Origin of the sequence: Alkalithermobacter paradoxus, from assembly GCA_002029295.1 — a bacterium.
Taxonomy (GTDB): domain Bacteria; phylum Bacillota; class Clostridia; order Peptostreptococcales; family Peptostreptococcaceae; genus Alkalithermobacter; species Alkalithermobacter paradoxus.
This window is the reverse complement of the sequence record MZGW01000001.1, coordinates 43,352-67,812: the sequence shown is the minus strand read 5'-3', so window position 1 is coordinate 67,812 and position 24,461 is coordinate 43,352. Positions and strand designations below refer to the sequence as shown.

Here is a 24,461-nt window from a genome sequence, read left to right as displayed (position 1 = left end):
ATTATCATAATTTTCTTTTCTAAATTAAAATAGGTTAGATTTTTCAATCTAACCTACAATTTCTTATACGAATATCTTAGTAACATATTCACTTGTGGCTGCAGCCATAAGTCCACCATATTCTAAATTAAATTCCACTTTATCTCCCACTTTATATTCTATATCACTTTCTGTAACATCTAATATAAGGTGATCTGAGCTTGCTCCTAATATATCTATCTTAGTGTCTAAAGGTATTATTCCACATACATTTATATCTTGCTTTCCTATTCCTATAATAGCTCTCTTTCTTATTCCCCTATCTTCATACACAGGTTTATTCCCGAATGCATCCATTCCTATCTCTCCAATTGGAAGAGATGGTTTTTCTTTTAACTCAACTATTTCACACACTAATTTGAAAGCATCTTGATGAGCCCCTTTTATTTTATCTCCATAAGCAGTTTCTCTGCCTAGTGCTATAGCTTCTCCTAATCTTAAATTTGTTATCTCCTTTGGCATATCTTCTTTGTCTATTAAGTGTAGCGAACTAGAATTTCCTCCAGATACGAAGCTAAGTTTTATATTAAATCTATTCTCGATTTCTCTTGATAAACTAGCTAATCTTTGAGTATTTTCTCTTGAAGGAATTATCGCCCCGTAACAAGTTAGATTTGTTCCAAGTCCTATAAGATTTATATTTTTTAAATTCAGAACTTGAGAAACACATTCAAATAATTCTTCTTCTTTGAAATATCCTTCTCTTAAATCTCCTAAGTCAACCATCAGGGCTATATTTTGTACTTTATTTATTTTTCTAGCCTCTTGATCTATCTTTTTTATTACTTCAATTTCTGAATTTAGACTTATATCTACATATTGTACAAGTTCCTCTATTTCACTCATCATAGGTATTCTAAGAAGAACCTTAGGTAAGTTTATATGTTTTAATTTTTTAAGATTTTGTATTCTAGAGTCTGCTATGTATTTTATACCTGTATCTTCTAAAGCTTCTACAACTTCTGGAAGTGCACAATATACTTTTGTAACTGCTGCTACTTCTATATTTTCTTTTCTGCACTTTTCAACTAACAGTTTAGTATTTTCTTTTATTTTTTGGATATTTACTTCAAGTCTTGGATACAATTATCTCACCCCTAGATATTTAAACTTTGCTTTACAAGCTTTAGTGCAGCTTCTTTATATTTTTTTGATAAAACTCCTAATGAAGCCATTATATAATCATTATCAACTAGCACCTTAGCTTCTTTAGTTGGGAATAATAATGCCCCTGTTTTATTATGTTTTGGTATTTCTTTCATTATTTCTACTCTATTAGGAAGTCTTGTTAAAGCTCCTCCTGTCCCGATAATGTATTTAACCTGTGATAAATCTTTCCCCTCTGCAACTGAAGTTTTGCCCCCTGCACCATAAAGACTTCTTATTCTTCCTGCATGTCTTTCTACTGCCTTTAGTACTGCTTCTTTTGTAAGTCTTTCTACAAATCTTATCTCATCATCTGTTTTAGGTATTGGCTTATGATTATTTATTAAATTTTGTATATTTGATCCTAATTCTTGTTCTAATTTTTCAAGACCTATAAGATCTACTATGTTCTTCATGTTTACATATACACCTAAATCCCCTTCTACTGTTCTTTTAGCTAGAGGTTCTGGACTTATTAGTATTCTATTTATTTCTTCACTTCCGTCTGTTACAGAATGTAAATCTGTTGTTGCTCCCCCTACATCTATAACTATTAAATCTCCTATATTTTCATATAAAAGTTTTGTACACTCCATAACCGATCCTGGAGTTGGGATAATAGGTCCATTTACAATATCTCTTACATGTTGCATGCCAGGAGCATGTATTATATGTTCTTCAAAAGCATCTTGTATTACTTTTCTAGTTGGTTCTACATTTAATACATCTATTTTAGGGTATACATTGTCTACAATGTATAGTTTGTATCCCGTATCTTCAAATATAAGTTTTATTTCTTCTCTATTTTCAATATTTCCTGCATAAATTACTGGAATATTCAACTTCATACTTGCTATAAGCTCTGCATTATAAAGAGCTGTATCTCGCTCTCCATAATCTACTCCTCCAGCAATTAGTATTATATTCGGATTTATTTCTTTTATTTCCTTTATATCAGTTCTTCTAAGCTTTCCTGCTGTTACTTTATGTATAATGGCTCCTGCTCCTAATGCTGCCTCTTTCGCTGCTCTAGCTGTCATATCATATGCAAGACCATGAACAGTCATTTTAAGACCGCCTGCTGCACTTGATGTTGCAAGCATTTCTTTATATTCAATATTATCAGTACATAAGTTTTTAGCTAGATCTTTTACTGCCTCATTAAGACCTATTCTTACATCTCCTTCTAATACTGAAGTTGGAGCTTGACCTTGACCTATGAATTTGGGATTTTCTGTATTGATATCTTTAAATGCATTTACTACAGTCGTTGTGCTACCTATTTCTGCAACCAAAACATCTATATTCAAGATTATCTCCTTCTTTCATTATAAAAGTTTGGTTCATACATAATGTATGAACCAATTTTTTAGTCTTATCTGTTTTCTAACATTTCTCTTCTTCTCTTAACTAAGAATGTAGCAACATTAATTCCTTTAGTTCCTCTTCCAAATCCTGCATCAACACCTTGTTTTACTGCTATTTCTGGAGTAACTTGAGTTCCACCACATACTATCATTATTTTATCTCTTACTCCCTTTTCAACAGCGTATTCATGAAGTTTTTTCATATTCTTGTAGTGAGTATCGTCATGGCTTATTATAGTTGATGCAAGTATAGCATCTGCATTAAGTTCTATTGCTGCATCTACAAGTTTTTCTACAGGGCAAGAAGTTCCAAGGTATTCAACTTCTATACCCCATTTTTCTATACCACCATGTTTTATATCTATTATCTCTCTAAGACCAACTGAGTGTTCATCTTCTCCTACTGTAGCTGTAACAACTTTCATAGGTCTTTTTTCTATTTCTTCCCAAAGTTCTTCGTTACTCATTACTTCTGGTTCTTCTGGAATTTCTAGTGTGCTTATATCTATGCTTATGTCTACTTTACCTTTTAATTGTACTCTAGTTCCTTCAGATGGATGAAGTACCTCAACATGAATTACTTCAGGATCATTTAGATTCATTTTCTTAGCAAATTCAACAGCTGCAAATTCAGCAACTCTTTTGCTAGTTGGCAGAGTTACTTCTATTTGAACAGTTCCATCTGCAAGCCACTCAACCTCTGGCTTTATTACATCTGAATTTCTATACATTTCTGTTTCTTTTAATCTAGTATTTACATTATCAAATTCGTCTAATTCATCTATGAATATTATTTTTTCTGGCTTTTCAAGTGTACATCCATCAATTAAAATAGATGGATTATCTACTGCATTCTCATCGTATTGAGCCACATTATTGTATCCAAAGTGAGCAGTTACAGGAGCCATATAGTCTTCATCTCTTTCAAATACATTTCCTGCTCCTATACCACCATTAATTTTTCTTACTATACCATCACCATTCTTCTCTGGGTACATTCCTGAGTCAACAAAGAATCCTTGTTCAACTGCATTAAAGTATCCACCTACTTCTAGGATTTCCTCCATGTATAAAATAGCTCTTTCTTTAAGTTCTCTAACCTTTTCAGGCAAGTATCCATCTTTCTTGATTTCAACCATTTCAAGTAATCCATCTAATCCCACTAATGTTTGTTTAGCAGTATCACATGCTTCTATGTTGTATACATGCCATGGAACGTTTCTTCCTTCATCAGGAGTTATTGTAGATTGAATATCAGCTCTTGTAAGCTTTGAAATCATCATATTCATAACATGTGTAACTGTAGCTTCTCTTGATGAAGAAGTTATGTACTTTGTATTTTGTTGTGCTCTCATTTTGTATTCATCAAATAAATCTCTTAAGGCAACTGCATACGGAAGATCGTATTTTATGCATGGTACTGGAGATGCTGAAGGTGGTACTGTAGATAAACATATATTTTCTTTTTTCATACCAACTTTATATGAGAATATAGAGTTTATAGCGTGTTGAACCATAAGCTCTGGCATAACTTTCCATGCATCTCTTGCTGTTGCATTTGCATTGTGTGCTCCATCTATTTGAGCTATATCTGCCCATGCCATTATTTTTTTAGATTCAGCAGCATCAACAAAAGATCTAACCATATTTATATTTCTATAAAGTACATTGTATTGTGGATCTTGATGAGCTCCATTAACCCCTTCTTCTGCAAACATTACAGCTATATCTGGACCTGCAACCCCAGATACATAAGAGTGGTAATTTATCGGTCTACCAACTTCTTCTTCTATAAGGTCTAAAGCCTTTCTTTGTGCTCTAACTTGCTTTCTTGTTACAGGTATGCCACCTATTCCTTGAGGCGTTCCCTCTATTAATCCATCGTAATGTGATTGTCCTGCTGTTCTTATAACCATTATATGGTCTGCACCATGCCAAGCTGCCATTCTCATTCTTCTTATATCATCTTCAAATCTACCTGAAGCAATCTCAGTTGTAATCGTTTCTTTCGGTTGTGGATCTAAATTCTCAAAATACTGAACTGCAGCAGGAATACCTATAGAGTTTTTAAGTGGAGTAGAACAATCAGAGTATTTATGTCCTCCCATTTCTATCTCCTCATGATTTCTCCAAGTCCATCCTCTTCTCTTTGGTCTATAATTTTCTAAATCACTAAGAATATTTTTTATATCTAATTTTTCATTTGGATTTAACTTTTGCATCTTTACATTCCTCCTTTAAAGATTTTTACAGCATCGTCCCAGTGTTTGCCCTCGATCATCTCAAGACCAGCCTGTCTTAGAGGAATATTTTTCTCTTTTGAAATTCTATATACTATGTGTCCTACACCTTTTCCCATTAATCCTCTATCTATAGCCCCTTCAACTAAAGGCTTTGCTTCTAAACTTGAAAATCCCATTCTTAAAAGAATAGAACGCTCTATAGATGGAGTTGTATTTTTTCTTGAAAGTTCTAATAAAGGTTCTACTATTTTTTCTGCAAGCTCCCAAAATCTATTGTATAATTCTTCATCACTTAAATTAGCTAAATGTGCTCTTCTTTGAGCGAAATCATCTTGCCTTTTCATTTTGTGCACCCCCAAATATAATATTAATACTGTACATTTAAGTCTTTCAGTACTGATTTTACAAATTCTTCATTTGAATTTGTTTCTTCTACTAAATATCTAATATCATCTTCACTTACTTTATCTACTTTATTATTTTCTACACAATTTTTTATATATGACCTTCTTATATAGTTCATATCAAGGTCTCTAGCTTTTATCATAGATGGATGCTCTGGAAGTATTATATTTTCTCCAACAATCTCATCATCTGGATTTCCAAATTTTATTTCTATTCCATTTTCTCTTGCAAATGTAAGCTGAGGCTGTATATGCTTCCCAGCTCCTGTATATTCTGTTTCTTGAACTACTATAATTTTATCTTCATCAAGTTCTCTAGCTATTGCAAATGCAGCTGCTAAAGATGTATTTCCTGCAGGTCCTCTTTCAAGCCCTTCAAGCTGAGCTAATGCTTCTGTTATATAAAATACTTCTCCTTGATTTACAGTTACATATCTATCCATATATCTTAGTGGTCTTGCAGCAGACCTTGGAACATCTGATCTATCTGGCCAAGTTGTAAATGGCATCCCAAATCCAGTATGACCTGTTGTGAATGACTTTTTATTAAACTGAGTATCAGATGCCATATGAAGTCCTTTTAAATTAACACTAGCACCAACTATTTGAGTGTTTACTGCTCCAGCTTTTATAAGACCTCTAGCAGTACCTGTTACATTTCCTCCACCAGCATTTGTACAAACTACTACATCAGGATCCTTTCCTTCTTTTTCTCTAAACTGCATAGCAATTTCATATCCTAATGTTTCGACTCCAGCTATTCCAAATGGAGTATATAGTGATGCATTGAAGTATCCTGTTTCTTCAAGAAGTTTTAGGAATGTATAGAAAAGCTCTGGCCCTACTGTAAGTTGGACAACTTCAGCTCCGTAAGCTTCACACTTTCTTGCCTTTTCTATTATTTCTGGCTGCCCAATTCCTTTGCTATCATAACATTCTTGAACTATTATACATTTTAGTCCTTGCATCGCTGCTTGAGATGCAACAGCGGCTCCATAGTTACCACTAGTTGCAGCAATAACACCTTTGTACCCTAATTTTTTTGCATGATATACCGCATTTGCTGCTCTTCTAGCCTTAAAACTCCCAGAAGGATTAGATGCTTCATCTTTTATGAATATTCTAGCTCCCTTACCTTTAGGAGAAAGCTTTCTAGCAAGCTTCGTTATATTTTTCAGTTCAAGTATAGGTGTATTCCCAACTGATACATCTCTTTGAATCTTTTGCATTTCATCAAGTGTGTATCCAGTTTCTCTCATCATCTTCTCATAATCAAAAGATATACCTCCAGATTCGAAGATAGAGTAATCTATACCTATTGCATTTTTAACTATTTCATTTTTTCTCGACATTACTCCAAGATAGCTCATATCTTTACTCATGATCTTCACCTCCAAATAATATATCTTTAAGCTGAAGACCTATTTGTAGAATTTCAGGAATACATTTTCCGTAATCATGCTTGTAATATGGATTTATATCTACAAGTTTTCCTTTTACATTTCTTCCTGTCATAGTTGTAATAGTAACTTCATCTCCTATGGAAGCTTCTTCATTAGTAAATCCTTTAACCCAAGTTTCAAGAGGAACACTTTTAGTGTCATCTGGTACTTGTGGTGCTCTATCTTCTTTACTTAACACTACATTATGTACTAAAACCCAATCACCTTTTTTACTCTTCATTAGATTCACTTCCTTTTTTATGCTATTGAGCTTCTATTAAATCTCTCATATCTCCCATAATAGCTCTTGGAACTGGTATATCAAGCATTGTTCTAAGACCAGCACGAGCATTTATAACATGTGGAATAGAATTTACACACATAGCTATCGTTCCTATTCCTCCTGGTATTTCAGGCTTTATTTGAAGTGATATATCCGGATTTCCTTTAATCCATATATAATCTCCTGTATCAACACCCTCTAAATGTGGAAGTATTTGTTGTGGGTGTTCCATTTCAATTTTAACTTCACCGTCTACATATCCATATCCACATTGTCTACAACCTGCTACATTTCCTGCCTCAACCTTTGCATACTTACTTTCTCTGTATATATTAGAAACTATAGCTTCTCTAGTTTCATCTACTTTTTCTAAGTTCCAACCAATTCCATCAGTAATCATCTTTATAGATTCTGGGAATCCTACATGTCCTGCTATTGTTCCTCTCTTTACCCCTTCATTGAAATCATTTAATGTTACTCCAACTCCTTGCTCTTCCATAACAGCTTTTCCAAATGGAGATAAGTCATTTATTCTAGCTGCTTTTATATGATCTACCCTTTCACAAGTTCCTGTTAATGCAAGTATTAAAAGATCTAATACAAATCCTGGATTTATTCCAGTTCCAAGTACAGATACATTATTTTCTTTTGCTATTCTATCTATTTCTTTAGCAAGCTCTGGCTGTTGTGCTTGAGGATAAGCCATTTCTTCTGCAGTTGAAATAACATTCATTTTTCTTTCAGCTATAAATTTAATTTTATCGAATGCACCTTTAGTAAATGAATCTGTTGCAAGTAAAACTACATCAGCACATTTTTCTGTGAAAGCTTCATTTTCATCACTTTTTATTATTACTTCTTTTCTATCTCCTCTTTCTACTCCTAAAACTTCATACATATCTTTTCCTACTCTAGCTTCATTTCTGTCGCAAACAGCTACTATTTCTACTCCTTTTTTCTTTAGCAGCATCTCTGCCATTCCACTACCCATTGCTCCAAATCCCCAAATACCAACTTTAATATTTTCCATATCAAAACACCTCCATATTAATTATCATTTCAATTTAATTTATATTAAATTATTTAAGCAATATTCATACCATTTCTAATTTTGTACAAAATAGAATTTTAAAAATATTCAGTTTTGTTGCGATAGCTTGAATATATAATAATTTTGATCTAGTCGAATCAACTTGGATAACTAAAAAACGCAAATATATTTGCGTTTTTTAGTGCAAATGTATTTGCGTTTTACTTTATGCCATATTTTTTCATTTTGTGTTGAAGAGTTTGTCTTTTTATTCCTAGATCAGAGGCAGCTTTAGTTATATTGTTATTGTTTCTATAAAGTGCTTTCTTTAAAAAAGTTATTTCTATATTCTTTAGTGTTTCATCTAAAGTATTATTCATATTTATATCTATTTTTTCTTTATTAAGTTTTTTGTTTAAATTTAATATATTTAGATATTGATGATTTAGTACATGTTCATCTTCTATCATACTCATAGCTCCGTATATTGTATTTTCAAGTTCTCTTACATTTCCTTGCCATGAATGCTGTAATAGTACTTCTTTGCTTTTTTCTGATATCATCCAAATATCTTTATTTAAAACATCGTTATATTTCTTTATAAAGTGATTAGTTAAAAGTATTATATCTTCTTTTCTTTCTCTTAAAGGAGGTATGTTAATTGATATAACATTAAGCCTGTAATATAAATCTTTTCTTATCTTTTGACTTTCTACTGCATCTATAGGGTCTTGGTTTGTAGTAGCTATTACTCTTACATCTATTGGTATATCCTTAGTTGCACCTATTCTTCTTACGTATCCTTCTTGAAGTACTCTAAGTAGCTTTGCTTGAAGATCTACAGGCATTGAGTTTATTTCATCTAAAAGTATAGTTCCACCATTTGCTTCTTCAAATATACCAGGTCTATCTATAGATCCTGTAAAAGCTCCTTTTGATGTTCCAAACAATATTCCTTCAAGTAGACTTTCTGGAATTGCTGCACAGTTTTGAGCTATGAATGGTTTATTAGCTCTATCACTAGCATAGTGTATGCTTTGAGCAAACAATTCTTTTCCTGTTCCTGTTTCTCCATATATAAGAACAGAGGCTCTATTTTTAGCTGATTTTTTTGCCATATTTAAAGCATGCTTAAATTCTGGACTTTGCCCTAGAATGTTATCAAATGTATATTTTTTAATTTTATTTTTAATAGATACATCAGGAGTTGACATTTCTCTTTGAAGATCGAATATTATGTCTGAAAGTTTTTTTATTTTTGTTATGTCCTTAGCTATTTCTAGTGCACCAAATTGTTCACCATTTATAGTCAGTGGAACTGTGGTATTTATTGTTGTAATTTCCTTACCATCCATATTAAGATAAACTTGCTTTTTATTTTTTATTGACTTACCACTTTCCATTACTTTAAGTAATGTGCTAGTTTCACTATCTAAACTTCTAAAAACTTCAAGTAGTGGCTTATTTAAAACATCTTCTTTTTTCATTCCTTCAAGTTCAGCCATAGCTCTATTATATACTATCGTATTTCCATCTTTGTCTATTACATGAACCCCATCTTCTATGTAGTGCAAAATTTTTTGCATCAAAACTACGTAATCTTTAGAAGTCATTTGTGCTCCTCCAATATCATTGTAAGAACTTATTAATACAGCGGAAATTTATCTGTAAGATTTTTAACCATTTCTCTTCCTTTTTCTATATCATTTTTAGTAATCACTAAATCTATAACTTCAGCTATTACTTTCATATCTTCTTCTTTCATACCTCTTGTAGTTACAGCTGGTGTTCCTATTCTTATTCCGCTTGTTACAAATGGGCTCTTAGTATCAAATGGTATAGAGTTTTTATTTACTGTTATATGAGCTTCATCTAGTCTTTTTTCTGCTTCTTTTCCTGTTATATTTTTATTACTTAAGTCTATCAACATAAGATGATTGTCTGTTCCACCCGACACTAAGTCAAATCCTCTATTTATAAGCTCATCTGCAAGTGCCTTTGCATTTTTAACTATTTGTTCTTGGTACTCCTTAAATTCAGGTGTTAAAGCTTCTTTGAATGCTACAGCTTTAGCAGCTATAATATGCTCTAGTGGTCCTCCTTGTATTCCTGGGAATATTGCTTTGTCTATCTTTTGAGCATATTCATTCTTGCAAAGTATAATTCCACCTCTTGGGCCTCTTAACGTTTTGTGTGTTGTACTAGTTACAAAGTGTGCATACTCAACTGGATTTTGGTGAAGGCCTGCAGCTACAAGTCCTGCTATATGTGCCATATCTACCATAAGTAGTGCCCCAACTTCATCAGCTATTTCTCTGAATTTTTTAAAGTCTATTGATCTTGGATACGCACTTGCTCCAGCAACTATAAGCTTTGGCATTTCTCTATGTGCAATTTCTCTTACTTTTTCGTAATCTATTTTTCCATCTTCTTTAGACACTCCATATTCTATGAATTCAAAATATTGTCCTGATATATTAACAGGAGATCCATGCGTTAAGTGTCCTCCTTGAGAAAGGTTCATGCCCAAAACTTTATCATTTGGCTCTAAAACTGCAAAATATACTCCTAAATTAGCATTTGCTCCAGAGTGAGGCTGAACATTAGCATGTTCTGCATTAAATAGCTTTTTTAATCTTTCTATTGCTAAATTCTCTACAATATCTACATTTTCACATCCACCATAATATCTTTTGCTTGGATATCCTTCTGCGTATTTATTTGTTAAGTGGCTTCCTGCTGCCTCCATAACTGCTAATGATACAAAATTTTCTGAAGCTATAAGTTCGATATTTCTATTTTGTCTTTCTATCTCCTTTTGTATAGCTTCATATACCTCGTGGTCTACTTTCATTAAATTCGTAAAGTTCATACTTTTACCTCCCTTGATATTTTTTAACATAATTATTAATTTTAACATATATTTTAATTATATTAATAGTAAGTTTTTGATATACTAGTTGTTATAAATTGAAGTAAAGGAGTTTTGTTATGACGCTTTTAGAAAAGAAGGCTATCTTAAGAGTTGCTTTGTATGCTGGTGAAATAATGCTAAGAAATGGAGCTGAAACTTACAGAGTTGAAGACACTATAAAGAGAATATGTAAGTCAAGAAATTTAAAGCATGTAAGTTCATTTGTTACACCTACTGGTATATTTATATCTGATGATAGATTTGATGGTATAAGCTTTATTAAGAGAGTAAAATCTAGAACTATAAACCTTAACAAAATATCAAAGGTGAATGACTTTTCAAGAGAGTTTGTTAACTCTAATATATCAATTAAAGATGCAATAATGCAACTGCGAAAAATAGATAAGATTGCTAAGTACCCTAAGTTTGTAAGGGTTTTATCTGCAGGGTTTGCATCTAGCTTTTTTGCTCTTTTATTTGGAGCTAATTTTTCAGACTTTGTTGCTGCATTTATAATATCTATGGTTGCTGTACTTATAAGCAGCAAGATAGAAAAAGTTAGTCAAACTGCATTTTTATCAAATACTGCTGGTGGGGCTATAATAGCTATACTATCTATATTTTTTCATACTGTAGGTGTAGGGGCAAGCATAGACATGGTTATAGTAGGCTCTATTATGCCACTTCTCCCAGGAGTTGCATTAACTAATGGCCTTAGAGACTTTATTTCTGGAGATTTAATTTCAGGTGTTTCAAGAGTTTCTGAAGCTATTTTGATAGCTATATCTATAGCTGTTGGAGTTGGATCTATACTTAATGTATGGATAAATGTTTTTGGGGGTGCTATCTAGTGTATCTATTATCGCAATTTATATATTCTTTTTTATCTACTGTTGGATTTTCTATACTTTTCAACGTTCCTAGAAAATCTCTCATTTACGCAGGTATTACCGGGGGAGTAGGATGGACTTTATTTACTTATATAAAAGAAGTTGTTTTTTCAATTCCATTTTCTAGCTTTATTGCTGCTATAGTAGTAGCTCTTTTAGGTGAGCTATTTGCAAGAATTGATAAAAAACCTGTAACCGCTTTTGTTATACCTGGAATAGTTCCTTTAGTTCCGGGATATGGTATATATTTAACTATGATAAACCTAATAAATGATGACTTTAACACAGCTATAAAGGTTGGTACTAATGCTATTTTTACAGGAGGGGCTATTGCTATTGGAATAATTCTAGTTTCATCTATAGCCAAAGTACTCAAAACAACAAATACAAAAAATACATAAGGATGGAATGAATTGTTCCATCCTTACTTTATTATGCTTGTTATTACTGGCATGTATTTTTTACTATTTCTAAGTCTTTTCTCATTTAGTTTTACAATAAAAAAAGCACCAGCCATAAAAACAATTCCCACTATAAAGCTTATAACTTCTATATTGCCACTATAATTTAGAGTACTTAACAGTTTATTGCTCAAAATAACACCGATCAAAAGCGATACTAAAGGTATTGTATATATTATAAATGCTGCTTTCATAAAATCTACAGTTTCTATGTCTACTTCTACAAAGTCCCCTATATTTGCATCAATTTTGTTTATAGCTTCAATTTTCATACTACTTTTTTCACTTCCCATTCCACATGCACCACAACTTCCACACGCAGAATGCCTTTGCATATTTAAATAAGCTATATCTCCCTTTTTTTCTATAACTACTCCTGATTGTTTCATCAAATCACCTACTTCATAAATTTAGTTATAGTAGTTACTAATTCGTCTATCATTTTTTCATTCTTTTCTTCATTATCTTTTTCTATCGTATTTCTTACACATCCTTTTATATGATTTTCAAGAATTATTCCTCCAACTTTGTCTATTGCTGATCTTATAGCTGCTATTTGCACTAATATATCTACACAGTACTTATCTTGATTTACCATATTTTGAATACCTTTAACTTGTCCTTCAATTCTTCTAAGTCTTTTTATTATTGCATCTTTATCGGTTTTGCTCTTTTGTGAAAGTTCATTCACAAGAAACCCTCCTATCTAAATATTAAATAGATTCCTATAATAAGTATAAATATTATTCTTCTTATGAATTCAAAGTTCCTATCACCCATATTATACTTACTTTTTAACACAATTAAAAAATTTCTTATGGCTATGTTCACAAAACTTAGCACAAATATAAGTATTATATTTCTGTTTGAAATAACTATAAAATCCTTAAATACAGCTTTTAGAATTAATAAAAGTATTGGAAATACTAGGGCAAATACCATAAATTCGTCTATTGTCTTTTTCATATCAACCACCTCTTTTAATACCTATTACCCGTATATTTATTATACTTGATTTTATTGTAAATTGCTAGAAAAAAGGCTGCTAATTTTAGCAGCCTAAGGTTTATTCTTCTATACAGTTTGTTTTTATGTTTAGCTCATCTAACTGCTTTTCATCAGCACTAGATGGAGCATTAGTCATAGGACAAGAAGCATTCTGAGTTTTAGGGAATGCTATAACTTGTCTTATGTTATCTTCACCAGCTAAAAGCATAATTATTCTATCAAATCCAAATGCTATTCCACCATGTGGAGGAGTTCCATACTTAAATGCATCTATTAAGAAACCAAACTTTTCATTTATTTGTTCTTCATTAAATCCAAGTGCTTTGAACATTCTAGTTTGAATATCTGAGTTATATATTCTTATACTTCCTCCACCAAGTTCAAATCCATTTAACGCAAGATCATAAGCTTTAGCTCTTACATTTTTCGGATCTGTTTCTAACTTGTCTATATCTTCATCCATCGGTGATGTGAAAGGATGATGCTTAGCTACATATCTGTTTTCTTCTTCATCATATTCAAATAAAGGAAACTCTGTGATCCATACAAGTTTGTAGTCATCTTTTTTAAGCAGGTTTAGTCTTTTAGCTACTTCAACTCTTAAGTGACCTAATGAGTCAAGTACTATTTCGTCTTTATCAGCTACAAATAGTATCAAATCTCCCTTTTGACCATCTAGTCTTTGTAGAATTTGATTCATTTTATCTTCATCGAAGAATTTAGCTATAGGTGATACTATTCCTTCTTCATTTATTTTTATCCATGCAAGTCCTTTAGCTCCATAAGTTTTAACGAATTCTTCAAGAGATGATATATTTTTTCTTGTAAACTCTTTTTCGTATCCTTTTATATTTATACCCCTTACACTTCCACCATTGTTTACTGTGTCAGAAAATACTTTGAACCCACATTCTTTAACTATGTCAGAAATATCATTTAACTCAAATCCAAATCTCAAATCTGGTTTGTCTGAACCATATCTTTCCATAGCTTCTTTATACGGCATTCTTTGTATAGGAAGCTGTATATCTACATTTAATGCCTCCTTAAATATTCTTTGCATCATTTTTTCCATTATAGATATTACATCGTCCATATCAACAAAAGACATCTCACAGTCTATTTGAGTAAATTCTGGTTGTCTATCCGCTCTTAAATCTTCATCTCTGAAGCATTTTACTATCTGGAAGTATCTATCTAAGCCAGAAACCATAAATAATTGCTTGAATATCTGAGGTGATTGAGGAAGTGCATAAAACTTCCCAGGATTTACTCTACTTGGTACTAGATAATCTCTAGCTCCTTCTGGTGTTGGCTTAGTAAGAAATGGAGTTTCTATTTCTAAGAATCTATTTTCAGATAAATAGTTTCTAACTATATTTGCAACCTTATGTCTTAGCATTAAGTTCTTTTGCATAGATGGCTTTCTTAGGTCTAAATATCTATATTTTAGTCTAAGATTTTCTGAAACATCATCATCGTCTTTTATGTATATAGGTGGAGTTTCTGATTTGTTCAGTATTCTAAGTTCATCTGCAAATACTTCTATATCTCCCGTTGGCATGTTTGGGTTTTTAGATTGTCTTTCACGAACCTTTCCCTTTACTGCTATAACATATTCTGATCCTAATTTCTCAGCTTTATCAAAAGCTTCTTGTGATATATCTTTATCAAATACTATTTGGCAAATCCCCTCTATATCTCTTAAGTCTGTAAATACTAATCCACCTAAATTTCTACTTTTTTGAACCCATCCCATTAATACTACTTCTCTTCCTATATCAGAGCTTCTTAGGTTTCCACAGTAATCACTTCTTTTTAGTCCGTTTAAATTTTCCATTTTGTCCTCCTTATAGCCTTTCTTTTAACTCTTTAAGTAGTTCACTTAACTTAATTTCATATTGATTAGATGTACTCATATCTTTTAGTTGTACTGTATCTTTTTCTATTTCGTCATCCCCTATAACCACAGTAAATCTAGCATTAACTTTGTCTGAGTATTTAAATTGAGCCTTAACACTTCTTCCTATATGATCTTTATCGCAAGATATATCATTTTGTCTTAGCTGTGAAATTATTTTGAAGCTATATTCTTCAGCTTTTTCTCCTATGGTAACTACGAATATATCAAGTCCTTCTTTTTTAGGTATGTTTATATTATTATTTTCTAATGTCAAAAGAAGTCTTTCAATTCCCATTCCAAATCCTACTCCTGGAGTTGATGGTCCGCCTAACTGCTCAACTAATCCATCATATCTTCCTCCACCACATACTGTACTTTGTGCTCCTATATCCTTTGATATTATTTCGAAAGCTGTTTTGTTATAGTAATCAAGACCTCTAACTATTTTAGGATCTATCTCGTATTTTATATTCATACCTTCTAGGTGCTTTCTTACTTTCTCAAAGTGATCTTTACACTCAGTACATATATGATTTATAAGAAGTGGTGCATCTACTGTTTCTTCATTACAAACTGGGTTTTTGCAATCAAGTATTCTCATAGGATTTCTTTCATATCTATCTTTACACGTATTACATAAAGTATCTACTTTATTTCTTAAGTACTCTCTTAATATATTATTGTACTCTTTTCTGCAACTTGGACATCCTATTGAATTTATTCTAAGTTCTAGACTTTCAAGACCTACTCTCTTGAAAAACTCAATAGCAAGAGCCATGACTTCTGCATCTACTGAAGGTGCATTACTTCCAAATACTTCTATTCCAAATTGATGAAATTGTCTAAGCCTTCCAGCTTGAGGTCTTTCGTATCTAAAACAAGGAGTTATATAGTAAAGTTTTGTTGGCTGAGCATCTGCATATAGTTTATTTTCTATGAATGCTCTAACAGCAGGAGCTGTTCCTTCTGGCTTTAAAGTTATTTCTCTACCACCATTATCTTCAAATGAGTACATTTCCTTTTGAACTATATCAGTAGTTTCTCCTACTCCTCTTTTAAACAGCTCTGTATGTTCAAATATAGGAGTTCTTACTTCTTCATATCCGAATAAAGAGCATACCTTCCTAAATAGTTCTTCTACATATATCCATTTGTATGCTTCGCTAGGCACTACATCTTTTGTACCTCTTGGAGCTTTAGTAAGCATTTTTAAAAACCTCACTTTCTTTTCTCTTAATCATTTCTTCAACTCTTTCAATATAACTTTGAACATCTTTAACATTAGGTACTCTTTCTATTCTATTTTCGTCTAAATAAACAATTTTAGAAGTTGCCCCTGCACCTAGTGCAAGTATAGTTTGTTTTTCTTCCATTATTTGTATGTTGTATATACACTCGTATCCTTTTTTAGAGTATCCTATATTTTCAAGATTTCCAATCATATGCTTTTGTCTATACATATAGTATGGGTATAAATTCATTTTATGAGCATATTTTCTCGAAATATCTATCATGTTCACAATGTCATCATAATGTGATAAATCATAATCATCTATATTTTCTTTCAGTTTTGAAGCTCTTTTAACAGCCATTGTGTGAACTGTTAAGCTTTCTGGAGATAATTTTGATATTTCACTTAATGTGTTTTCTACCATATCTAAAGTTTCATCTGGAAGTCCTAATATTATATCCATATTAATATTGTCAAATCCAACGCTTCTAGCCATATTAAATGCTTTTATGATATCATCTACATTGTGATTTCTTCCTATATTAACTAAAGTTATATCGTTCATAGTTTGAGGATTTATACTTATTCTTGTTACATTTCTTTCCTTTAGTACTCTTAACTTCTCTATATTTATAGTGTCAGGCCTTCCGGCTTCAACAGTAAATTCTTCTAAATACCTTAAATCAAAGTTATTATACAGGCTATCAAGCAATATCTTTAGCTCATTTTCATCTAATGTAGTAGGAGTTCCTCCACCTATATATATAGTTTGTATCTGTTTTCCTAATTTACTTACAATACTTGATACACCTTCTATTTCTCTTATCAAGGCTTTTATATATTCTTTTTTTATATCACTTTTTTGTCTTAGTTCATTAGAAGGAAAAGAACAGTATACACATCTTGTTGGACAAAATGGTATACTGACATATAGCGATATTTTATTCTCATCATGTGGGTATACAAACTTTCTTTCTACTTTGGCAACATCAATCACTAAATCTGCCTTATTTTCTTCTAGCTTATACCTTTCAATTAATATATTTTTTATTTCTGTATCTTTCTTATTATGATCTAATAGCTCATGTACTATTTTAGTTGGCCTAACTCCTGTCAATATTCCCCAAGGAACATTTGTATTATATTCTTTCTTTAGTACCTCGAACATGCTTTTTTTTATAACTCTCTTTAATTCTTTTATTTCTTCTCTTTCATTTTCTAATATATTATTTTTTTTCTCTGTATGACTAAATTTAATTATGCCATTTTCATATATACTAGACTTAGATATTATCTCATGTTCATTTACTTGTACTTCATTTAATAATGTCTTGTCTAAAACGTTGTCTACAAATTTGAATTTTGAAGTAAACAGCTTAATTAACTCTCCAACTTCATATTTGTAGTCATGTCCTCTTAAAATTATATTTAGCATCACATCACCTATTATTAATAAAACTATTAGTAACCTTTTCAATTCCTATTCTTGTAGCAGGTCCATGTCCTGGAAATACAGTGAGGTCATCTTGCAATTTTGCAAGTTTATCTAAAGAATTTAATATTGTATTATAATCTCCACCCTCTAAATCAGTTCTTCCTATAGACCCTGCAAATAATGTATCCCCAGTAAATATTACATCTCCTACTTTTATACATATACACCCAGGTGTATGTCCTGGAGTATGTATTATTTCAAGTTCTAGATTTCCAACACCTATCTTATCTTTGTCATTTAAGTATATATCAGCTTCTATCTCTACATCTTCACAGCTCATTATAGATGTTAAATTAAATTCCTTATTGTTTAGTATATACTTCTCTTCCTTATGAGCTAAAATCTTCGCATCTGTACTATCTTTTAACTCTTTAACTGCACCTATGTGGTCTCCGTGTCCATGTGTCAGTATTATGTATTCTAAATCTAACTCACTTTTGTCTATTTCATCTAAAATCTCTTTGTGGTTTCCACCTGGATCTATAACAGCACATTTTTTAGTTTCATTGTCCCCAATTATATAACAGTTAACTCCATATATCCCAGCAACTATTTTTTTTATAATCATAATACCCCTCCTAAAAGTTCTTACTCGAATCTAATAACATCGTAACAGGACCGTCATTCAATATATCTACCTTCATGTCTGCTCCAAACTTACCTTTCTCTACTTTAACTCCTAATTTAATACATTCATCTATAAATTCTTCGTATAGTTTGTTTGCATATTCTGGTTTTGCAGCTTCTGTAAAGCTTGGCCTTCTTCCTTTTCTACAATCTCCGTATAGTGTAAATTGAGATACTACTAATAATTCTCCTTTTATATCCATTAAAGATAGATTCATTTTTCCTTCATTATCTTCAAATACTCTCAAATTAAGTATTTTTTCAACTAAATATTTTATGTCTGATGCAGTATCACTATGAGTTACACCTAGTAGTATCATCAGTCCTTTTCCTATTTCTCCTACCACATCACCATTTACAGTTACTTTAGAACTTAGTACCCTCTGAACTACAGCTCTCATAAAATCTCTCCTTTAATTTAATACTCTAAATACATCATTTATTCCCTGTAGGTTTCTAACTTTATTCATAATACTTTTAAGTTGATCTATACTATTTACCTCTATAAGTAGATTTACATTTGCTATTCTATCTTTGTTAGTTCTAGCATTCATTCCATTTAGTGGAACTTTCTCAGAAGTAAAGATTTGTGTCAGATCCGAAAGAAGTCCATTTCTATCATTTGCTACAACCTGTATTTCAGCTTCAAATGCAGCAGATTTTTGTAAATCCCATTCTACCTCAAGCAATCTATTGTTTATATCATCACTTTCTACCGTTATATTAGGGCAGTCTTTTCTATGAACTGATACCCCTCTACCTTTAGTTGTGTATCCTATTATTTCATCACCTGGAAGAGGATTGCAACATTTAGCAAATCTAATTAGTATATTATCTACTCCTTTTACAGTTACACCTTGACTTTTGTATTTTCTCTTACTTTTATACTCCTTATCAGATAGCTCTATTGTTTGAATCTCGCTCTTAGTCTTTTGATTTTCACTTTCATATTTTTCTTTTAATTTTGGAACTACTTGACTTAATGCTATTCCTCCATACCCTATAGCAGCATACAAATCTTCATCTGTTGCTTGACTTATTTTCTTTAATATCGGGCTTATATATTTAGGCTTAAGAATTTCATTAGGATTATATCCTTGTCTTTTTAGTTCTTTCTCGAGTATATCTTTTCCTCTTTGAATATTTTCTTCTCTTCTTTCCTTCTTAAACCACTGCCTTATCTTATTCTTAGCTTGCGAACTTTTAACTATGTTTATCCAATCTCTACTAGGCCCATTACTCTGAGATGATGTAATTACCTCAACTATGTTACCATTATTTAGCTGATAATCTATAGGAACTATGCGTCCATCTACTTTAGCTCCAACTAAACTATTTCCTATTCCAGTATGAACTTTATATGCAAAATCTATAGGTGTTGAACCTGCAGGTAGCTCTATTACATCACCTTTAGGAGTGAATACAAACACTTGGTTTGTAAATAAATCTATTTTTAAAGCTTCCATAAATTCCGTAGGATCACTTAAATCTTTTTGCCATTCCATCATTTGTCTTAACCATGATAGTTTTTTGTCCATATCATGTTCATTTTGATTATTTATGCCTTCTTTATATTTCCAATGGGCAGCTATACCATATTCTGCAATCTTATGCATTTCTTCAGTCCTTATTTGAATCTCAAGAGGTTCTCCATCAGGACCTACAACAGTAGTGTGAAGCGATTGATACATGTTAGCTTTTGGCATAGCTATATAATCTTTAAATCTTCCAGGTATAGGTTTCCATATCGTATGAACTACACCCAAAACTCCATAGCAGTCCTTAACTGAGTTTACTATAACTCTTACAGCCATCAAATCATATATTTCCTCAAAAGCCTTATTCTGATGATGCATTTTTCTGTATATAGAATAAAAATGCTTTGGTCTTCCATATATTTCATAATCTGTAGATAATTCTTTAAGTTGTTCTTTTAGAATTGCAACTACCTTTTTTATATATTCTTCTCTTTCTTTCCTCTTTTTTGCAACTTTCTCTACAAGATCATAATATCCCTCTGGATCTAAGAATCTAAGCCCTATATCTTCAAGTTCCCACTTTATTTTAGAAATTCCAAGCCTATTAGCTATAGGTGCATACACTTCCAAAGTTTCAGACGCTTTTTCCTTTGCTTTGTGTGGTGGCATAAACTTTAATGTTCTCATATTGTGAAGCCTATCAGCTAGCTTTATAAGTATTACCCTTATATCCTTACCCATAGCCATAAACATTTTTCTGAGATTTTCCGCTTGGGTTTCTTCTTTAGACTTGTACGCTATCTTACCAAGTTTAGTAACTCCATCTACAAGATCTGCAGTTTCTGTTCCAAACATCTTTTGTATATCTTCATAAGTATATTTAGTGTCTTCTATAACATCATGTAAAAGTCCTGCAGCTATAGTTATAGTATCAAGTTCAAGTTCTATTAAAATCTTTGCAACTTCAACTGGATGCACAAAATACTTTTCTCCAGACTTTCTGTATTGACCTTCATGAGCATTTTCTGCAAAATTATAAGCCTTTATTATAAAATCAAGATCGCTATCTGGGCTATATTGACTTATCATTAATAGTAAATTTTCCAACATAAAACCACCCTATTGTAAAATATGTAATCCCTTATATACCAAAATAGTTGGCTATAACACCAACTATTTTTTACCTAATATTTAATTAATGAATTCACGTGGTAATCTCTAAGCCTTTCTTTTCCATTTAAGAATTCCAGTTCTATCAAGAACTCTATAGCAACTACTTCTCCACCTAAACTTTCTATAAGTTTAGCGGTAGCTTCTATTGTTCCTCCAGTAGCAAGTAAATCATCTACTATTGCAACTCTTTGACCTTTAAGTATAGCATCCTTATGTATTTCTAAACAGTCCGTACCATATTCTAAATCATACTCATATTTAGATGTTTCACCAGGTAATTTTCCAGGTTTTCTCACTGGAACAAAACCTGCTTTCAAAGCGTATGCAACAGGAGTTCCCATCAAAAATCCTCTAGCCTCTGGTCCTACTATTATATCTACATTTTTATCCTTTAAGTCATCAACTATCTTATCTATAGCATATTTAAATGCTTCTCCATCTTTTAATAAAGTTGTTATATCTTTAAAGCTAATTCCTTCCTTTGGAAAATTATCTATCTCTCTTATTTTACTTTTTAAATCCATGCTTTCTTTTCCTCCTTAGTTTATGTACTAAATGGCTCACTATATTTTGTATTATTATATATTATCATTGAAATTACAGAATAATATTATTATATCTTCTAAATTATATTTAATCAATATATCAAAACAATATAATTTCAATGTTTACACAAAGTTCGTGCACCATAACTTATTTTTTGACTTATTGCCTCGGAAATATTACTTTTTTTACAAAATACATTTCCTGACTTATATATATTAATTGTTTTTAGTCGAAAAAAGTATCGATATAATAAGTATAATCCCCATAAAACTAGCCAAAGTATACCCAACTATTCCTACAAGAGGATATCCCTTAATAGTTGGCCCCATATTAGTTGTTATTACCAATGAAGATCCGACAAGTAGTGATGATATTATCAAGCTTATAGATAATTTATTTGTCATATTGTTTATTGCTTTTTCTAAATGGTCGAATTTTTTTTCATCTATATTCAGTTTTATCTCACTTTTTTCTAAGTTTTTTAGTATTAATCTCATCTGTCTAGGTATTATCTTTATATCATTTACTATATCGCTTATATAGTTCCTAGAATCGACAAGTAGATTCATAGGTTTAAACTTATTTATATAAAACTCCCTTATAAAATCCTTAAATAGTAGTGATAAGGAAAAGTCAGGATTTAAAACTTTACCAAAACCCTCTATTGTTATTACTGCCTTGGCTAATGGAGCAAACTGTGATGGAAGTTTTACTTTATTTTTTCTAGCAAATCTCATAAGTTCGTTTACAAGCTCAGACACATTTATTTTTTTTATCGGCATGTTATAGTAATAGTGTATAAGATAAGATAACTCTTCTCTTAGCTTTCTTATATTCTCGGTGTCTTGTATGCAGTCTAAATCTATAAGTGCACTTATTATCTTGTCTATATCTTTATTTGCACTTGCAAAAAATATGTCTGTTATAAATCTTAGTGTTACATTGTCTATAAAACCTACTATTCCAAAATCTATAAAAGCTATCTTTTCTTTATCTACAGCAAATATATTGCCTGGGTGAGGATCTCCATGAAAAAATCCATGTATAAATACCTGTTTCATAAATGACAATGCCCCTATATTTGCTATTTTTTTAGGATCCCAGTTTTTCTCCTTCATTGTAATAATATCAGATATCTTTACACCGTCTATTTTTTCTAGTGTAAGAACTTTCTTTGATGTATAATCCCAGTATACTTTAGGTATATATGTATTTTTATCATTTTTAAATATTTCTATAAATTTTTCACAGTTTCTTCCTTCAAAATTATAGTCAAGCTCTCTGACTAATGATACTGAGAATTCTTCTACTACCTCAGATAATTTAATCATATTTTCATTGTAATGTTCATCAATTGCCTTAGCTAAAGAGTAAAGTATCTCAAGATCACATCTGATACTTTCTTCTATATTTGGCCTTTGAATTTTTACTATCACACTTTCTCCACTTTTCAATCTACCTTCATAAACCTGACCTATAGAGGCAGATCCTAATACATTTTCATTAAGTTCTTCAAATACATCTTCAAACTCTAATCCTATCTCACTTTTGAATATTTTTTTCGCGTTTTCAAACTCAAATGGCTCTACATCATTTTGAAGTTTTGAAAGTTCTTCTATTATAGAAGGATCTAGTATGTCTGTTCTAGTGCTTAGTATCTGACCTAATTTTATAAATGTAGGGCCTAATTCCTGAAGTGTCCTTCTAATCCTCTCTCCTGTCGACATATTTTTTATGTCTTCTTTTATTACTAAAGGTATCTTATATGCTATTCCATCTATTTTTAATTTCTCAACTAAAAATGTAAATCCGTATTTAATCAATACTTGCATTATTTCTTTATATCTTTTGAAGTTCTTATAATTGATTTTAATCAATATTTTTCCACCTCAACTTTAAGAATATGAAAAGGGCAATATATTATATATTGCCCTTTTCTTTTAAAAGTACCCATACAGGACTTGCTATAAATATAGATGAGTAAGTTCCTGTAAGTATACCTACTATAAGTGGTAGTGTAAAGTCCTTTATTGATTCAACTCCTAATACATATAAAGCTACTATAGCTATTAATGTAGTTAAAGAAGTATTTATAGATCTTGATACAGTTTGTTTTATACTGTTGTTAGCTATATTAGCGTAATCTTTCTTATTTGTAATTTTTATATTTTCTCTTATTCTGTCAAATACAACTATAGTGTCATTTATCGAGTAACCTACAACAGTAAGTATCGCAGCGACAAATGGGCTATTTATAGGAATTCTGAATATAGAGTAAATAGAAAGTACTACTAATACATCATGGACTAATGCTACTATAGCTGATATTCCATATGAAAGTTCAAATCTAATACTTATATATATAAGCATACCTATAGTTGCAATAAGTATAGAAATCAACGCCTTATTTCTTATTTCTCTACCTATAGCTGGTCCGAATTGCTCTGAGCGAAGCAAATCTTCATCAGTCAAATTATATTTTTCCTTAAACTTGTCAAATATCTTAGTTCTGCCTTCATTATCTAAGTCATTAGTAGTTCTTATTTGAACTACATGTCTATTTTCTCCTATATGAGTTATGGTAGCACTACTGTCTATCTCATCTGTTATTGATCTAATTTCACTTGACTCTACATATTTCTTTACATTTATTTCCATAAGTGTTCCGCCTGTAAAGTCTATACCGTAGTTTAGATTTCTTGTAAAGGCTAGTATAGCACCTAATAATATTATTGCACAAGATATACTAAACCATAACTTTTTTCTTTGCACTATGTTCAT

At 31.4% G+C, this 24,461-nt stretch carries 23 protein-coding genes; 2 read left to right on the top strand and 21 right to left on the bottom strand.

What is annotated here, in order from left to right; genetic code table 11:
• Window positions 1-63: 63 nt before the first annotated feature.
• The 9 genes from orr to CLOTH_RS00330 form a co-directional block, all read right to left on the bottom strand.
• On the bottom strand, window positions 64-1,125 hold the full coding sequence (gene orr, locus CLOTH_RS00370; RefSeq protein WP_079410100.1) for an ornithine racemase Orr: 1,062 nt from the start codon (window positions 1,123-1,125) through the stop codon (window positions 64-66).
• An 11-nt stretch (window positions 1,126-1,136) separates the two neighbouring features.
• A complete protein-coding gene (locus CLOTH_RS00365) occupies window positions 1,137-2,495 on the bottom strand; it encodes a GlmL-related ornithine degradation protein (protein ID WP_079410099.1) in 1,359 nt (452 codons plus the stop codon).
• A 65-nt stretch (window positions 2,496-2,560) separates the two neighbouring features.
• A complete protein-coding gene (gene oraE, locus CLOTH_RS00360) occupies window positions 2,561-4,774 on the bottom strand; it encodes a D-ornithine 4,5-aminomutase subunit OraE (RefSeq protein ID WP_079410098.1) in 2,214 nt (737 codons plus the stop codon).
• 2 nt (window positions 4,775-4,776) lie between these two features.
• A complete protein-coding gene (locus CLOTH_RS00355; RefSeq protein ID WP_079410096.1) occupies window positions 4,777-5,139 on the bottom strand; it encodes an ornithine aminomutase subunit alpha in 363 nt (120 codons plus the stop codon).
• Window positions 5,140-5,162: 23 nt separating this feature from the next.
• Window positions 5,163-6,581: a 2-amino-4-oxopentanoate thiolase subunit OrtB gene (gene ortB / locus CLOTH_RS00350; RefSeq protein WP_079410095.1), complete on the bottom strand. Its 1,419-nt coding sequence runs from the start codon at window positions 6,579-6,581 to the stop codon at window positions 5,163-5,165.
• The gene (gene ortA / locus CLOTH_RS00345; protein WP_079410093.1) at window positions 6,574-6,882 is read right to left on the bottom strand and encodes a 2-amino-4-oxopentanoate thiolase subunit OrtA; all 309 of its coding nucleotides are present in this window, start codon (window positions 6,880-6,882) and stop codon (window positions 6,574-6,576) included. Before ortA ends, ortB begins: the two co-directional genes overlap by 8 nt.
• 22 nt (window positions 6,883-6,904) lie before the next feature.
• The gene (gene ord / locus CLOTH_RS00340) at window positions 6,905-7,954 is read right to left on the bottom strand and encodes a 2,4-diaminopentanoate dehydrogenase (protein WP_079410092.1); all 1,050 of its coding nucleotides are present in this window, start codon (window positions 7,952-7,954) and stop codon (window positions 6,905-6,907) included.
• Window positions 7,955-8,175: 221 nt separating this feature from the next.
• The gene (locus tag CLOTH_RS00335) at window positions 8,176-9,567 is read right to left on the bottom strand and encodes a sigma-54 interaction domain-containing protein (protein ID WP_079410090.1); all 1,392 of its coding nucleotides are present in this window, start codon (window positions 9,565-9,567) and stop codon (window positions 8,176-8,178) included.
• A gap of 32 nt (window positions 9,568-9,599) precedes the next feature.
• The gene (locus CLOTH_RS00330) at window positions 9,600-10,826 is read right to left on the bottom strand and encodes a serine hydroxymethyltransferase (RefSeq protein ID WP_079410089.1); all 1,227 of its coding nucleotides are present in this window, start codon (window positions 10,824-10,826) and stop codon (window positions 9,600-9,602) included.
• Window positions 10,827-10,945: 119 nt separating this feature from the next.
• On the opposite strand from CLOTH_RS00330, the gene CLOTH_RS00325 reads away from it, so the two are divergent.
• Window positions 10,946-11,719, top strand: a complete 774-nt coding sequence (locus CLOTH_RS00325; RefSeq protein ID WP_079410088.1) for a threonine/serine exporter family protein — start codon at window positions 10,946-10,948, stop codon at window positions 11,717-11,719.
• Complete coding sequence (locus CLOTH_RS00320; protein WP_079410086.1) at window positions 11,719-12,159, top strand: threonine/serine exporter family protein; 441 nt, start codon at window positions 11,719-11,721, stop codon at window positions 12,157-12,159. Before CLOTH_RS00325 ends, CLOTH_RS00320 begins: the two co-directional genes overlap by 1 nt.
• 23 nt (window positions 12,160-12,182) lie before the next feature.
• On the opposite strand, the gene CLOTH_RS00315 is transcribed toward CLOTH_RS00320, so the two are convergent.
• The 12 genes from CLOTH_RS00315 to secF all read right to left on the bottom strand — a co-directional run bounded on the left by CLOTH_RS00315 (window position 12,183) and on the right by secF (window position 24,461).
• Complete coding sequence (locus CLOTH_RS00315; RefSeq protein WP_079410085.1) at window positions 12,183-12,608, bottom strand: SoxR reducing system RseC family protein; 426 nt, start codon at window positions 12,606-12,608, stop codon at window positions 12,183-12,185.
• An 8-nt stretch (window positions 12,609-12,616) separates the two neighbouring features.
• Complete coding sequence (locus CLOTH_RS00310; protein WP_079410083.1) at window positions 12,617-12,910, bottom strand: metal-sensitive transcriptional regulator; 294 nt, start codon at window positions 12,908-12,910, stop codon at window positions 12,617-12,619.
• Window positions 12,911-12,921: 11 nt separating this feature from the next.
• Entirely contained in the window at window positions 12,922-13,185 is a 264-nt protein-coding gene (locus CLOTH_RS00305; RefSeq protein ID WP_079410082.1) for a hypothetical protein, read from the bottom strand.
• Between the two features lie 100 nt (window positions 13,186-13,285).
• Entirely contained in the window at window positions 13,286-15,067 is a 1,782-nt protein-coding gene (aspS, locus tag CLOTH_RS00300) for an aspartate--tRNA ligase (RefSeq protein ID WP_079410080.1), read from the bottom strand.
• 10 nt (window positions 15,068-15,077) lie between these two features.
• Window positions 15,078-16,337 carry a histidine--tRNA ligase gene (hisS, locus tag CLOTH_RS00295; protein WP_079411042.1) on the bottom strand — a complete coding sequence of 420 codons (1,260 nt, stop codon included), beginning with the start codon at window positions 16,335-16,337 and terminating at the stop codon, window positions 15,078-15,080.
• On the bottom strand, window positions 16,327-17,796 hold the full coding sequence (gene hemZ / locus CLOTH_RS00290; protein WP_079411044.1) for a coproporphyrinogen dehydrogenase HemZ: 1,470 nt from the start codon (window positions 17,794-17,796) through the stop codon (window positions 16,327-16,329). Before hemZ ends, hisS begins: the two co-directional genes overlap by 11 nt.
• Window positions 17,797-17,800: 4 nt before the next feature.
• Window positions 17,801-18,424, bottom strand: a complete 624-nt coding sequence (locus tag CLOTH_RS00285; RefSeq protein ID WP_079410079.1) for an MBL fold metallo-hydrolase — start codon at window positions 18,422-18,424, stop codon at window positions 17,801-17,803.
• 10 nt (window positions 18,425-18,434) lie between these two features.
• Window positions 18,435-18,884: a D-aminoacyl-tRNA deacylase gene (gene dtd, locus CLOTH_RS00280; protein WP_079410077.1), complete on the bottom strand. Its 450-nt coding sequence runs from the start codon at window positions 18,882-18,884 to the stop codon at window positions 18,435-18,437.
• Window positions 18,885-18,896: 12 nt separating this feature from the next.
• Window positions 18,897-21,071 (bottom strand): RelA/SpoT family protein, encoded by a 2,175-nt coding sequence (locus CLOTH_RS00275; RefSeq protein ID WP_079410076.1) that lies wholly within the window; start codon window positions 21,069-21,071, stop codon window positions 18,897-18,899.
• Between the two features lie 74 nt (window positions 21,072-21,145).
• Entirely contained in the window at window positions 21,146-21,658 is a 513-nt protein-coding gene (locus CLOTH_RS00270) for an adenine phosphoribosyltransferase (protein WP_079410075.1), read from the bottom strand.
• Between the two features lie 237 nt (window positions 21,659-21,895).
• Window positions 21,896-23,557: an ABC1 kinase family protein gene (locus CLOTH_RS00265; protein WP_331721939.1), complete on the bottom strand. Its 1,662-nt coding sequence runs from the start codon at window positions 23,555-23,557 to the stop codon at window positions 21,896-21,898.
• Window positions 23,558-23,600: 43 nt separating this feature from the next.
• Window positions 23,601-24,461, bottom strand: coding sequence for a protein translocase subunit SecF (secF, locus tag CLOTH_RS10675; RefSeq protein ID WP_169835110.1), 861 nt, complete (start codon window positions 24,459-24,461; stop codon window positions 23,601-23,603).